Raw genomic sequence first — 13,496 nt, 5'->3', positions numbered from 1 at the left:
GAAGGAATCGAACAACTTATACCTGGGTGTATTTCATTCCACGGCCGGCGCCGCTGGCGGTTATCTTTTCTCCGGCGATGGCCTTTTTCAGGGTCTGCCTGATCTTGTTATCAGAGCAGCCGGGGTCGGTCTTCAGCACTTCCTGTTTGATGGCGCCGAAACCGCGGGGCTGGGCGAAGAATCCCTCACCGGCCAGGGCGTCGATGATTTTATCGCAGGACACTCTCTTCTTTTTCTTGGGTTTACCGGCCTTAGCCGGGCGGCCCCGTTTAACAACGGGTTTTTCTTCTTCCAGCTCTTCGACCCCCATCATTTCAGGGATAAAAAGAGCCATGTGTTTTTCGACAAATTCGATCGGTCCCTCTAGTTCGATGACACCTTCTTGTAGATCGATCAGGACTCTTGCTTCAGGCATTTTATAATCTCCCAATTAATTATTCTGTTATCAACAAGTATATCGAAAGAATATATTAAAAGTAAAGGGGTTAGAAGCTACTTTGAAAAATAAATTTAGGAACGGTGCTGACGTATTTCAGAATACGTGGTCACCATTATATTCCTTGGTAACTAAATCTTTATGAAGTGTAAGGTTCCCATCAATTGTATTAGTACTGAGATTGGATCGTGACAGAAAGTGTAAAATATCCAACCAGGTAGAGAATGAAACAAGTTGTATGAACTAATCATTGATAGCCAAACACAATCATAGCAGCAAGATCACATCGTACCGGAAATATCTATCGGGATTGATTTTACTATAAGCTGTGTCGGAAATTTGACGGAGCCGCGGCTGAACGAAAATGCTTTCATGATCCGATCGGATCCCGTTTTGACATAAGCCACCTGGGCCTCTATTCTAAAAAGGACAGGAGGAATGAACCGTTATGGCTAAATATCGTTGCACTATCTGTAATTACATCTACGACCCCAAAAAAGGTGACCCGGATGGCGGTATCGAGCCCGGCACGGCATTTGAGGATATTCCGGATTCCTGGGTTTGCCCGGTCTGCGGCGCCGCCAAGGACCAGTTCGTCAAAGAAGATTAAACCCTGAGCAAACTGGAGGTGCCTTGATGTCAACGGACTTGAATATCCTCGTCGGGGGCGAAGCCGGACAGGGCGTCCAATCGGTAGGGTCGGTACTGGCCAGGGCGATGATGCGCGGCGGCTATGAGGTCTTTGCCGACCAGGATTTTGAATCACGGATCCGTGGCGGGAATTCTTTCACCCGGGTGCGGATATCCAGCGACCCCGTGCAGTCACCACTGGAGAAGGCCGACATGGTGGTGGCGCTGAATGCCGAAACCATAGACCTTCATCTCTCTGAAATCCGGGGCGGCGGCATCATCATCTATGACGGGGAGAAGACCGGATCTAAACCGGACAAAGGTGTCCTCACCCTCGACATCCCCATTGAAAAGATCGCCGAGGAGAAGGCGGGCAGCCTGCGCATGACCAATACGGTGGCCAGCGCGGCCGCGCTCGGATTGCTCGATTACGATCTTGAGATACTGATCGGGGTGTTGCGGGAGGAATATGGGCGTCACGGCGATAAGGTGGTTGAGGGCAACATCAAGGCGGCGAAAGCGGGTTACGAATTTGCTCAACAGCATCGCCCGAAAGATTATACAGAACGCCTGAAGGCTGGAAAAAGCTCCGGTAAAATGCTGATCTCCGGGAATGAAGCCGTAGCCCTGGGGGCGCTGGCCGCCGGTTGCCGGTTTGTGGCCGGTTACCCGATGACCCCTTCGACGCCGATTCTGGAATACCTGGCCGATAAGGGAAGAGAGTTCCGGGTGCTGGTGATACAGGCTGAAGACGAGATCTCGGCTATCAACATGGCCGTCGGCGCCGGTTTCACCGGGGCGCGTTCCATGGTAGCTACCTCCGGCGGCGGTTTTTGCCTCATGGTGGAGGGTTTGTCCCTGGCGGGTATGACCGAGACGCCGGTGGTTATCGTCCTGGGGCAGCGCGCCGGCCCGTCTACCGGATTGCCGACGCGCACCGAGCAGGGGGAACTGCTCTTTGCTCTGCATGCCGGTCACGGTGAGTTTCCCCGCTTCATCGCCGCGCCGGCCAATGCTGAGGAGGCTTTCTGGCTGACGGTCAAGGCTTTCAACATGGCCGAAAAGTATCAGAGCCCGGCCATCATCCTGACCGATCATGAGATGGCTGATTCCTACTACACCGTCACGCCCTTCGATCTTGATGCGGTCGTCATCGAACGCGGAGACCTGCTGACCGATAAAGAGGCGAATAAAGCCGGAGAATACAAGCGCTACGCGTATACCAAATCAGGGATTTCACCGCGGGCTTTCCCCGGACAGGGCAAAGCTCTGGTTGTCGCTGATTCCGATGAACATAGCGAGGCAGGCCATATCATCGAAGACGCCGAGACCCGGCGGCTGATGGTGGAAAAGCGGATGCGTAAGCATGAAGGACTTCAAAAAGAGGTCGGCGAACCGGCCTTCCACCACAGGGAAAAGGCAAAATTCAATCTAATCGGCTGGGGCAGCAGTCGCGGGGCTATCGAGGAAGCGGCTTGCCTGCTGGAAGCTAATGGCGTCAGCGCCTGCGTCATTCATTTCAATGAACTCTGGCCTTTCCCCGCTGAAGTGCTGGTCAAGAATCTGGCCGGAGTAGCCAAGAACATTGTTATCGAGAGCAACGCTACTGGACAACTCGGACGCCTCATCCGGACCGAGACCAGCATAAAGATGGATGGGCATATCGCCCGTTATGACGGGCGGCCGTTGTCCGCCGAGTACATCGTTGAGCACTTCGAACGGGAGGTGGCGTGAACATGCCGGCCAAACAAAAAGAAAAGGTGACCATCGACGACTACAGCCCGGCTTCCGAAAGTGCCTGGTGCCCCGGATGCGGCAACTTTGGAATCCTGCGCTCGGTCGACAAAGCGCTGGTGGGATTGCAACTGGCGCCCCATGAAGTACTCATGGTCTCGGGTATCGGCCAGGCGGCTAAGCTGCCCCATTATACACGGGCTAATGTTTTCAACGGACTTCACGGCCGCCCGCTGCCGGCGGCGCTGGCAGCCAAGATGGTCAACACCGACCTGGTGGTTATTGCCGAGAGCGGCGACGGCGATGCTTACGGCGAAGGCGGCAATCACTTTCTGCACACCGTGAACCGCAATCCGAATTTGACCTATCTGGTGCATAATAACCAGGTATACGGCCTGACCAAAGGACAGGCGTCACCTACCACAGATTTGGGTTTTACCACTAAAATGAATCCTGATGGGGCCTGGGTGGCTATGCATCCCCTGGCTGTCGCCGTGGCCTGCGATTGCAGTTTTATCGCCCGCGGCTTTGCCGGAGATATTGAACATCTGGCTGATCTGATAGCGCAGGGGGTCAAGCATAAAGGCTTCGCCCTCATCGAGATCCTCCAGCCGTGTGTCAGCTTCAACAAGAAGAATACATATGACTGGTACCGTGAGCGGGTGTACAAGTTAGAGGATGAGAAAGGCTACGATCCCGGCGATCGGGCAGCGGCTTTCCAAAAAGCTTTGGAGTGGGGCGACAAGATACCCACCGGTGTTATCTACCGAAACGAGCGCGAGACGTTCGATGAATATGTCGGTGTGGCTGGACAATCACCTGTGATGAAAGAAAAACTGGACCCGAAGAGCATCACCGGATTGTTGAAAGACTTTATTTGAGGTGATTGTTATGAATGTTGAAAAAGAGATACTGACCCGATATCGCAATATCGCCATTGTTGGTGCCTCGCCGGATCCCGAACGGCACTCGAACAAGGTCTTTGCTTACTTGCGCGATAACAATTACTGGGTGGTACCGGTCAACCCCACCGTCGACAAAGTCCTGGAAAGGCAAAGCTACCCGGACTTGGCGTCCGTGCCGGGCCCGATAGAGGTAGTAAACGTGTTTCGCGCTTCGGACAAGGTCATGCCCATTGTGGATGAGGCTATCGCCGTCGGAGCGAAAGTGTTATGGCTTCAAGAGGGTGTGATCAATGAGGCCGCGGCGGCGAAAGCGCGTGAGGCCGGCCTGACGGTGATCATGGACCGGTGCATCGCCAAGGCGCACGCCGCAATGGCGGGGAAAAAACACTAGCAACCCCGTTCCCTTAATCATATCGAAGGGTGAATATAAAAGGCCGGTTGGCTCTCGCCACCGGCCTTTTTTGTTTTCGGTTTTCACCCGCGACTCATAACTCCCGACTCGCGACCGGTTACACTACCTCGAAAGCGTGCAGTCCCGAAAAGAAATAATTGCCGAAAAACGTGAAAATGACTGCGATGAAAGCAATAACCAGCAGTATCGCGGAACGGGTGCCCTGCCAGCCTTTGAGTACCCTGGTATGCAGATACGCGGCATAGAAGAACCAGGTGATCAGGGCAGCTGTTTCCTTGGGATCCCACGCCCAGTAGCGCCCCCATGAATACTCGGCCCAAATTGCCCCCAGGATGATGACCAGGGTGAGTAATGGGAACCCGACGATGGCCGTGTGATAGCTGATGCGATCGAGGGTTTCCGGTGACGGCATCCAGCGTTTAACCTGTTTTCGCTGCATCAGGAACATTATGGCGCAGACGAAACCGATGGTGAAGGCACCGTAGGATAGCGCGGCGGCGGCGACATGTGTAGATAGCAGAAAACTTTGCTGCAGAGCGGGTACCAGTTCCGAGGCTTCCGACGGTTGGAAGGCGGCGTAAGCTAACAGCGCGAGGGCAATCAACGAGGATGCACCGGAAACCAGCATTACCCGGAAACGCGCCCAATAGAGGATCCCCAGACCCACGATACCCCAGGAGAAGGCGATGGCGAATTCATACATGCTTGAAAAAGGACCATGGCCGGTGTCTATCCAGCGCGTGGCAATAACACCTGTCAGTAGGATAAAAACGAGGACCATCAGGCCCAGGAGAATCTGCTGAATCGTTCCGCCACCCGTGCCCTGCGCCCGGGCGTTCCGAAGACTTATGATGTAAGCGATCAACAAAAGGGTGATGAAACCAAGGGCAAGAAGACTGGCCCAGAAAAAGATAGCCTGCATGGACTATGACTTCCTTTCAAGTTTTTTCGGCTGGATCTGGCCGGTTGCACCAATGGCCTGGGTGAAAGACTGAATTTCTTCCGGATTTAAGTCTTTCTTACCCAGGATGTTGTAGGAAAAACGGCTGCCCTTAACTTCAGGATGAACGGCGATGATGATCTGCCGATGGGGGTAGTAAAAGACAACACCGAGGCCGATCATAAACAGGGTGAAGGCAGTCCAGATCATCCATAGACCGGGGTCTTCTCTGAGTTGGAAACCAGAGAACTGTAACTCGTTTTCCACAGTGAAGGAGTTGCCTTGGAATTCTAATGCGGTGCCTACCTGGGTATTCAGACCGTCGATGAATTCGCTTTCCGGGAGGGAACCCTCATAAAACTCAAGGCGGACCTCGCCCGGGGGGATTATTGGGTCGGCGGGACCGGCGGAATTGATGATAAAAACAAAGATATCATTACCGGGAAGGTCCAACCTGCCGGAGCTTCGCGACAACCCATCAACTGTAAATGGATTGGGCAGGGTGACGGGTCCGTGAAATATCTCCTGTCCTTCACCGTCGTTGATCAGCAATGTTACCGCGGGGCCGAAGAAAGATTGATAGATTTTCAGTCCGTCGTAATCCATTGGATAGTTCACACGGATCAAACCTTCTTCAACCACCTGGGCATTGACTAACAACTCCACCTGGGCACGATAGTCTTTCGGGGAACCGTCGGTATAATATTCGTCCTCGAACGATTCGAGGCGGATGGAGACATCGTAGGGGAAACCTACCGCCCGGGTTTCGCCTTCCACGACAATAAAAGCGTCATCGGTATAGCCCGAATAGCTTCCGAATATGTATCCGGCGATCAGCAGGATTAGGCTCAAGTGGATGGCATAAGTACCCCAGGGCGCGAAACGGTTTTTATCTGCTACCAGAACCGTGCCGCCGTCTGCCAAATGTTCTCTTACACGGTAGCCGCGCCTTGTGAAGAAACCTTTTGAGGTGGTGGTTGCTTCTGCAGCTGATAGTTTGCTGGTGCCTCTGGTAGCGTTACCTTTATCCAGCAACCGGGCGGCGCTATCCGTATTCACGCCCCGGCCGATTTTTACCAGGGAAGGCCACCGTTTCAATGAGCAGACGGTGATATTGATGATGAGTACCCCACCCAATATCAGAAAAATCGGTGAATGAAACACATCGAAGAGACCAAAGAAATTATAGACGCTGGTCATACCGCCGTATGCCGGTTGAGCGATCTGTTCCAACCACAGTTCTACTAATTCAGGGTCGGCGGTTACCGCCGGTGGCATCTGCCTGAGAAGAACTCCGGCTATACTCACCAGTGCCAGAAGCAGGATGATCCATAATGCCAACCGAACCGAACTGAAAATGCGCCAGACGGGTTTCAAGGTTGATAGGTCTCCTTCATGTTATTTGGACTCTCATCCTGATACATGGCTGCCCGGTCCCCTTGTCGAGACGATCTGAGCAGTGGGGTTAGAGTTAAGTCGGTGCCTGAATGGCGGCCGGACCCCGGTCCTTGCTCCGTATATAACTTCATATCATTAATCTTGACTTATATTTCAAGTTAGGTCAATTTCCTATTGTTAACCTCGCCCTTTGTGGCATAAAGGTAAAACACCCACTGGTCATTGTTGCAGCGGGTCGGCGTCTTCACGGGAATTTTTGCCTTAACTTACATTCAGGTTTATGATGAAGAAGGAATAAATACCTGAAAAAGGATGGAAAACGACATCGTGGAATTTATTACAGTAGCCGCCAAAGATGAGATCGCCGAGGGCGCGAGCAAGCCAGCCAGAATCGGTGAACATGATGTGGTCGTTTTCAATCACGGGGGTAATTTCTATGCCTTACGACGGTGGTGCACCCACATGGGCGGTGACCTGTCGGAAGGCGCCATCGAGGGCAATGTCGTAACCTGTCCCCGGCACGGCAGCCAGTTCGACATCACCACCGGCAAAAACCTGCGCGGACCGAAAATGGGCCCGATCCAGTTCCCCTCCACCGCCGATGAGCTGACTTATCAGGTCAAGGTGGAAGGCAACGACATCCTGGTCGGCGTCGAAGACAAGAACATGATGCCCTAAGCTACGGTTCCAGGCTGAACTGCGGGTAGCGGTCGGTAATCAGCAGGACCGAATAGGCGGAAACCCGCAGCCCCCAGCGCATCACGCCGACAACGAAGTCGAAGAGCGCCCTGGGATAGGAACCTGTGAACAGGATGGCGAACCAGGCAAAGATGACGCAAACGATGACGGCTATCATCAGGAAAGCCAGCACAATATAGTGCGGGATGGCCAGGAACCATTTTACCAGCGGCAACCAGCGGTTCAGGTCTTTTTTAACATCAGGGTAGACCAGATCCAGGTGAACGGACTGTTCCTCGTCGGTTGAGGGGTACTCATCGCGCAGCAGCCCCATATAGGCCGTGACCCGGTAATTGAAACGGGCGAAAGCCAGGTTCCAGTCGAACCACCAGCGCGGGTATTTCTGACGGAAGAGTATCATCGCTACAGCGGCCGCGAAAATTATGCCCCCGGCACTACCCCAGGAGTAGGTTATTTTGTCGACAGTGTATTGTGAGACTCCGCCGCTGATTAAAGTCAGAATTATTGCGATGGGGATAACCATGAAGAGGCGGAAGGCGACGCTCACCCTGTCTCGCGGTTTATCCGGGTAATCGATCGACAGGCTGGCTGGGTAGGAATTGATGTTTTCAACCACCGGTTTGTCCTCCTCGTGGAAATTTCAAGAATAAGTCTATGCCTGGGAATAGGTTTTTGCAATGGTTATTTTTAATAGTCGCATCTTAATCTACAGTGTTGGATGCTACACGTTCCGGGGATGACAAGTCGAAAGCCTCATGCTATCCTTATTTATATGCCGTTTACCCATAAACCTCTAAGCACCGGCGAGTTCATTTCGGAGTGGCCGGGTATCTCACACGGTCTCACCGCGCCTCATCCCTTCGTATCACCGCAATGGATCGACGCCTGGTGGAAGAGCTTCGGGGGGGACGATGAGCTTTTCCTCAGATTGGTCCTCCGTGACGATACGGTCATCGGTATAGCCCCGCTACGGAGGAAAGGCGATACCGTCCGATTTATCGGCAGCGCCAATGTTTGCGATTATCTTGATTTTATCGTCGCTGATGGCAAGGAATCCGAATTTTTCACCACGGTGCTCGATGAATTGAAATCCGCCGGTGTCCGGAGGCTCGAATTGGAGTCCTTGCGGCCGGATTCGAAGGTCATGACACACCTGCTGCCGTTAGCGCGGGAGCGATCCCTTCCGGTCGAATCCGAAGACACCGATGTTACCCTTGAAATGCCTTTGCCGGATGATTGGGTCGGGTATCTGGCGGCGCTCTCAACCCACCAGCGCCATGAGTTAAAAAGGAAAGGCCGCCGCCTGGGGGATGCCGGAAGCCTGGAATTTGACATAAAGCCACCAAAGGATATCGCGGGTGAATTGCGCACGCTCCTGCGCCTCTTGCGTATCAGCCGTCAGGACAAAGCCGAGTTCATGACTGAAGAGATGGAGTCTTACTTCAATCAACTATCGACTGCGATGCATGAAGCTGGTTGGCTGCGCTTCGGTCACCTGAAACTGGACGGTCAAACGGTAGCCAGTATCATGTGTTTCGATTATAATGGAACCCGATATCTTTATAACAGCGGTTACGAGCCGGAGCGTTCCGGCCTCAGTGTCGGGTTGCTATCCAAGGTTTATTCCATTCAGGATGCTATCGAGCAAAAGATGATCAGATACGATTTTCTCAAGGGCGCCGAGGTATATAAATACCATCTGGGCGGGCGGGAGATGCCGATCTCCCGTTGCCGGATAGAGCTGTCCGGTGGCTGATAAGTCTCTGCGTATCGCCATGCTGTCGGTGCACAGTTGTCCGATCGGGCAGCCGGGCGGGCGCGATACCGGCGGCATGAACGTGTATATCCGGGAACTGGCGGCGGCGCTCGGGCGGCGGGGTCATTCGGTGGATATCTATACCCGTGCCCATGATCCGAAAGACGCCGAATGGGAACGCCTGGCCCCGGGGGTTCGCCTGATCCATATCCGCGCCGGCGCCGTCGAGGAAATGGGTAAACTCACGCAGTACAACCACCTGCGGGAGTTCTGTGAAAACCTCGAGGACTTCCGGGCGCAGGATGGTGCGGATTACGATCTCATCCACAGCCACTACTGGCTGTCCGGTGAAGTGGGGCTGAAACTGGCCGCGGACTGGGAAATACCGCACGTCTTCGCCTTCCACACGGTCGGGGCGGCAAAGGATGAGCTGGGTTTAGGCGAGCCTGAACCAGCCTTGCGGTTAGTGACGGAGCAGGATATCGTTTCCGGCTGCTGCCATATCCTCTCCGGCACCGAAAAAGAGAGAGTTTCCGTTATCCGGCACCATGAATGCGCCGGGGGCAAGATCAGTGTCGTGCCCTGTGGCGTTGACCTCGATCTTTTCCGTCCGGTCGATAAGACGGCGGCTCGGCAAAAACTGGGTCTTTCGGCGGCACCCACTGTTCTCTACGTCGGCCGGTTGGACAAGCTCAAAGGCATCGACCGGTTGATCCGAACGATGAGTCTAGTAAAGACCCCGGACTGCCGCCTGATCGTCATTGGCGGTGATGAATACGGCAGGGCGGCTCTCGAACGGTTGAAACAACAGGCCGCCGTGCTCGGAATCGATGAGAAGGTTCAATTTATCGGTGCTGTTCCCCAGCGTGAATTGCCGCGTTATTACAGCGCTGCCGATGTGGTGGCGGTACCCTCCTATTCCGAGACCTTCGGCATGGTGGCGCTTGAAGCCGTCGCCTGCGGCGTACCGGTGGTTTCCGCCGATGTCGGCGCCGCCCGGTTGCTTATAAAGGAAGGTTTCTCCGGAACGGTGACGCCGGGCAACGACCCTGCGGACATGGCGGAAGCGCTGGAGGCATGGTTGAATAGGGATTCTATCGATCGGGATGCTCTGCATGCTTCCGTGCGGGATTTCGGATGGGATGCCGTTGCCGAACGCGCCGTTAGCGTTTACCGGAAGGTTCTGGCATCGAGGACTATCGAGGTAACGCGTAATGGATAAAGCTGACGTTCTGGTAATAATGGCCCATCCGGATGACCCGGAGTTTTCTTCCGGCGCCACCATCGCCCGGTTGACCCGGGAAGGCAAGCGGGTGGTGTATGTCATCTGCACCGCGGGGGATAAAGGCACTTCCGACCGCGATATGACCCCTGCAAAGCTAGTCGAAATCCGCATGGTGGAACAGCGGGCGGCGGCGGCGGTACTTGGAGTGGCCGAAGTGGTGTTTTTAGGGTATCCCGACCAGGGACTCGAAGCCACGCCGGATCTGCGCAAGGAACTGGTGCGCCTCGTTAGAGGTTATCGTCCGGACCTGGTCATCACTCACTCCCCCTACCAGCGTTACATCTGGTGGCACCGGGATCACCGGCAATGCGGAGAGGCGGTCATGGACGCTGTTTTCCCGTATTCTCGCGACCATCTGGCCTACCCCGACCTCCTGGCTAACGGCTATGAACCGCATAAAGTGGGCGAGGTCTGGCTGGCCGGCGCTGAAGACTCCAATTACAAGTCTGATATTACATCGACCTTTACCCTTAAACTTGAGGCCATAAAATGCCACAAAAGCCAGGTGGAAGCCGATTTCATGGACCGGCTGGACCGGATCAAGGCACGGGCCTCGGCGGCCGCTGATGGCGAAGAGTTTATCATGGCCGAGGCTTTCCGGCGCATCGAGATACCGTGGTAACCCCGACAAACCGTAATCATACTATGCTGCCGGGTCGTACGTTTCTTGACGTAGACGTGCCAGATTACATATAATGTCTTTCTGTTTGAAAAAGCAGAGGTCTGGCCGTTCGGAAGAATGACCAGCGTCTGCCCGAGTGGCGCAATGGTAGCGCAACCGACTTGTAATCGGTAGGTTAGTGGGTTCGAATCCCCTCTCGGGCTTAGCCGCCGCACGTGGAGAGGTGCCGGAGTGGTTAATCGGAGCAGTCTGTAAAACTGCCGCTCGAAAGGGCTTCACTGGTTCGAACCCAGTCCTCTCCAGTTTTTTATACCTTGGTGGCTAGACAACACAGTTGGGAAAACCTATAATGTTACGGTTGCCCACATAGCTCAGCAGGTAGAGCACGTTCTTGGTAAGAACGGGGTCATCGGTTCGAATCCGATTGTGGGCTCCAGATAAAAGAAATCTAAAGGGGGAAAAATAATACAATGGCTAAACAGAAGTTCGATCGTTCCAAACCTCATGCCAACGTCGGCACCATCGGTCACGTCGATCACGGCAAGACCACGCTGACCGCCGCCATCACCACGGTGCTGGCCGCCGCCGGTCTGGCCCAGAAGCGCAGTTTCGATTCCATCGATAACGCGCCTGAAGAAAAAGCCCGCGGTATGACCATCGCTATCTCCCACGTGGAGTACGAGACCGCCACCCGCCATTACGCTCATATCGACTGCCCCGGCCATGCCGACTTCGTCAAGAACATGATCACCGGCGCCGCCCAGATGGATGGCGCTATCCTGGTGGTCAGCGCTCCCGACGGCCCCATGCCCCAGACCCGCGAGCACGTACTGCTGGCCCGTCAGGTGCAGGTTCCGGCCATCGTGGTAGCTCTTAACAAGGTCGACATCATGGAAGACGAAGAGCTTCTGGAACTGGTCGAACTTGAGGTGCGCGAACTTCTCAACAAATACAAGTTCCCCGGCGATGATACCCCGGTCGTTCGGGTCGCCGCCGTCAAAGCGCTGGAATGCGCCTGCGGCAAGAAAGAATGCCCGTGGTGCGGCCGCATCCTGAAACTCATGGATGCCGTCGACACCTTCATCCCCATGCCGGAACGTCCCAAGGACAAGCCGTTCCTGATGCAGATTGAAGACGTATTCTCCATCAAGGGCCGCGGCACCGTGGCCACCGGCCGCGTCGATCGCGGCATGGTCAAGGTCGGTGAAGAAGTCGAGATCGTCGGTCTGCACCATGATTCCCGCAAGGTCGTGGTCACCGGCGTCGAAATGTTCCATAAGCTGCTTGACAGCGCCGAGCCCGGCGATGCCGTCGGTCTGCTGCTCCGTGGCGTTGAGCGCACTGACCTTGAACGCGGCCAGGTACTGGCCAAGCCCGGCTCCATCAAACCGCATACCAGCGCTATGGCCGAGGTTTATGTACTGTCCAAGGACGAAGGCGGCCGCCACACTCCGTTCTTCAACGGTTACAAACCGCAATTCTACATCGGCACCACCGATGTAACCGGTAACATCGAACTACCTGCCGGCGTGGAAATGGTGATGCCTGGTGATAACATCAAGATGAAGATCAATCTGATCTACCCGGTGGCAATGGAAAAGGGTCTTCGTTTTGCCATCCGTGAGGGCGGCCGCACCGTAGGCGCCGGCGCCATCACCGAAATTCTGGAGTAATATGGCTAAGACAGAGAACCGGATCATCATCACCTTCGCCTGCACCACGTGCAGCGAGAGGGTATATACGTCCTCCAAGAACAAGCGCAATGATGCGCGGCGCCTGGAAATCAATAAGTATTGTCCTCGTTGCCGGACGCACCACTTATTCCGGGAAACCAAGTAACGGAACAGGGGCGAAAGCAAACGATGCAAAAGTCGCAGAATAAGCCGCCGGCCACCAGGCCGGCGGCTCCCCCCAAACCCAGCTTCTTCGGTGATATCATCGCCGAACTCAAGAAGGTAACCTGGCCGACTCGCGGGGAGACACAGAAACTGACCGTTATGGTGCTGGTAGTGGCCGCAAGCGTGGGACTGGTTCTTGGTGCGCTGGATTACGGCCTGTCTTTCCTGGTGGATACGTTTCTTTTAGATTAACAGCGCAGACGGTCTTTTTAAGGCGCAACCTGAAGGGTACTTGAGTTGACGGAAAACGATAAGAAGTGGTACGTGGTTCACACCTACTCCGGTCATGAGGAAAGGGTGAAGAAAAATCTGGGCGAACGCATTCAGACACTGGATCTGAGTGAAGAGATCGGCCGGGTTGAGGTACCCACCGAGGAAGAGGTCGAAGTTAAAAACGGCCAGCGGCGGAGCATCCGGCGCAAGATACTGCCCGGTTACGTTATTGTTCAGATGTTGATGAACGACCGGAACTGGAATATCGTCCGCAATACTCCGGGAGTCACCGGATTTGTCGGCACCGGCGGTAAACCGACGCCGCTTCAGCCTCATGAAGTTGACCGCATCATCACCCAGATGGAAGCCGAGGCTCCCAGGGTCAAGGTGGGCTTCAAGAAGGGACAGAGCGTCAGGGTGATCGACGGGCCGTTCATAGATTTCATCGGCATGGTTGATGAGGTAAACACGGAAAAGGGCAAGGTCAAGGTTCTGCTTTCCCTTTTCGGCCGGGAGACACCGGTGGAACTGGACTTTTTACAGGTGGAGAAACTCTAGTAGGGTTCCT

Annotated in this window: 16 protein-coding genes and 3 tRNA genes; 15 read left to right on the top strand and 4 right to left on the bottom strand. The window is 54.7% G+C overall.

Annotated elements, in window-relative coordinates; all coding sequences use genetic code 11:
* Window positions 1-16: 16 nt before the first annotated feature.
* Window positions 17-415: a hypothetical protein gene (locus ABFB09_RS06135; protein WP_347000621.1), complete on the bottom strand. Its 399-nt coding sequence runs from the start codon at window positions 413-415 to the stop codon at window positions 17-19.
* 469 nt (window positions 416-884) lie between these two features.
* Between ABFB09_RS06135 and rd the strand changes: the two genes are divergently transcribed.
* The 4 genes from rd to ABFB09_RS06115 are packed head-to-tail and all read left to right on the top strand — an operon-like array spanning window position 885 to window position 4,096.
* Window positions 885-1,046, top strand: a complete 162-nt coding sequence (gene rd / locus ABFB09_RS06130) for a rubredoxin (RefSeq protein ID WP_347000620.1) — start codon at window positions 885-887, stop codon at window positions 1,044-1,046.
* A gap of 26 nt (window positions 1,047-1,072) precedes the next feature.
* Window positions 1,073-2,800: a 2-oxoacid:acceptor oxidoreductase subunit alpha gene (locus ABFB09_RS06125; protein WP_347000619.1), complete on the top strand. Its 1,728-nt coding sequence runs from the start codon at window positions 1,073-1,075 to the stop codon at window positions 2,798-2,800.
* A 2-nt stretch (window positions 2,801-2,802) separates the two neighbouring features.
* Window positions 2,803-3,681, top strand: a complete 879-nt coding sequence (locus ABFB09_RS06120; protein WP_347000618.1) for a thiamine pyrophosphate-dependent enzyme — start codon at window positions 2,803-2,805, stop codon at window positions 3,679-3,681.
* Window positions 3,682-3,691: 10 nt separating this feature from the next.
* Window positions 3,692-4,096: a CoA-binding protein gene (locus ABFB09_RS06115; RefSeq protein ID WP_347000617.1), complete on the top strand. Its 405-nt coding sequence runs from the start codon at window positions 3,692-3,694 to the stop codon at window positions 4,094-4,096.
* A gap of 118 nt (window positions 4,097-4,214) precedes the next feature.
* Here the strand turns inward: ABFB09_RS06115 and ccsB are convergent, their stop codons facing one another.
* The gene (gene ccsB, locus ABFB09_RS06110) at window positions 4,215-5,039 is read right to left on the bottom strand and encodes a c-type cytochrome biogenesis protein CcsB (RefSeq protein ID WP_347000616.1); all 825 of its coding nucleotides are present in this window, start codon (window positions 5,037-5,039) and stop codon (window positions 4,215-4,217) included.
* Between the two features lie 3 nt (window positions 5,040-5,042).
* On the bottom strand, window positions 5,043-6,434 hold the full coding sequence (locus tag ABFB09_RS06105; protein ID WP_347000615.1) for a cytochrome c biogenesis protein ResB: 1,392 nt from the start codon (window positions 6,432-6,434) through the stop codon (window positions 5,043-5,045).
* A 333-nt stretch (window positions 6,435-6,767) separates the two neighbouring features.
* Here ABFB09_RS06105 and ABFB09_RS06100 point away from each other — a divergent pair, with 333 nt between their 5' ends.
* Window positions 6,768-7,133, top strand: coding sequence for a Rieske 2Fe-2S domain-containing protein (locus ABFB09_RS06100; protein WP_347000614.1), 366 nt, complete (start codon window positions 6,768-6,770; stop codon window positions 7,131-7,133).
* A gap of 1 nt (window position 7,134) precedes the next feature.
* Here the strand turns inward: ABFB09_RS06100 and ABFB09_RS06095 are convergent, their stop codons facing one another.
* Window positions 7,135-7,770: a DUF4389 domain-containing protein gene (locus tag ABFB09_RS06095; RefSeq protein WP_347000613.1), complete on the bottom strand. Its 636-nt coding sequence runs from the start codon at window positions 7,768-7,770 to the stop codon at window positions 7,135-7,137.
* A 156-nt stretch (window positions 7,771-7,926) separates the two neighbouring features.
* On the opposite strand from ABFB09_RS06095, the gene ABFB09_RS06090 reads away from it, so the two are divergent.
* From ABFB09_RS06090 to nusG, 10 genes are all read left to right on the top strand, one after another.
* Window positions 7,927-8,910, top strand: a complete 984-nt coding sequence (locus ABFB09_RS06090) for a GNAT family N-acetyltransferase (protein WP_347000612.1) — start codon at window positions 7,927-7,929, stop codon at window positions 8,908-8,910.
* The gene (locus ABFB09_RS06085) at window positions 8,903-10,132 is read left to right on the top strand and encodes a glycosyltransferase (protein WP_347000611.1); all 1,230 of its coding nucleotides are present in this window, start codon (window positions 8,903-8,905) and stop codon (window positions 10,130-10,132) included. Before ABFB09_RS06090 ends, ABFB09_RS06085 begins: the two co-directional genes overlap by 8 nt.
* Window positions 10,125-10,817 (top strand): PIG-L deacetylase family protein, encoded by a 693-nt coding sequence (locus ABFB09_RS06080; RefSeq protein WP_347000610.1) that lies wholly within the window; start codon window positions 10,125-10,127, stop codon window positions 10,815-10,817. Before ABFB09_RS06085 ends, ABFB09_RS06080 begins: the two co-directional genes overlap by 8 nt.
* Window positions 10,818-10,947: 130 nt before the next feature.
* Window positions 10,948-11,020: transfer RNA gene (locus ABFB09_RS06075), tRNA-Thr, on the top strand.
* A gap of 14 nt (window positions 11,021-11,034) precedes the next feature.
* Window positions 11,035-11,119: transfer RNA gene (locus ABFB09_RS06070), tRNA-Tyr, on the top strand.
* Between the two features lie 58 nt (window positions 11,120-11,177).
* A tRNA-Thr gene (locus tag ABFB09_RS06065) sits at window positions 11,178-11,253 on the top strand.
* Between the two features lie 34 nt (window positions 11,254-11,287).
* Entirely contained in the window at window positions 11,288-12,490 is a 1,203-nt protein-coding gene (gene tuf, locus ABFB09_RS06060; RefSeq protein WP_347000609.1) for an elongation factor Tu, read from the top strand.
* A gap of 1 nt (window position 12,491) precedes the next feature.
* A complete protein-coding gene (gene rpmG / locus ABFB09_RS06055) occupies window positions 12,492-12,656 on the top strand; it encodes a 50S ribosomal protein L33 (protein WP_347000608.1) in 165 nt (54 codons plus the stop codon).
* A gap of 23 nt (window positions 12,657-12,679) precedes the next feature.
* On the top strand, window positions 12,680-12,907 hold the full coding sequence (gene secE / locus ABFB09_RS06050) for a preprotein translocase subunit SecE (RefSeq protein ID WP_347000607.1): 228 nt from the start codon (window positions 12,680-12,682) through the stop codon (window positions 12,905-12,907).
* Between the two features lie 45 nt (window positions 12,908-12,952).
* Window positions 12,953-13,486, top strand: a complete 534-nt coding sequence (gene nusG / locus ABFB09_RS06045; RefSeq protein WP_347000606.1) for a transcription termination/antitermination protein NusG — start codon at window positions 12,953-12,955, stop codon at window positions 13,484-13,486.
* The last annotated feature ends 10 nt before the right edge of the window (window positions 13,487-13,496 follow it).

The organism is Dehalogenimonas sp. THU2, from assembly GCF_039749495.1.
GTDB lineage: Bacteria > Chloroflexota > Dehalococcoidia > Dehalococcoidales > Dehalococcoidaceae > Dehalogenimonas.
This window is presented reverse-complemented; position numbering and strand designations above follow the sequence as displayed.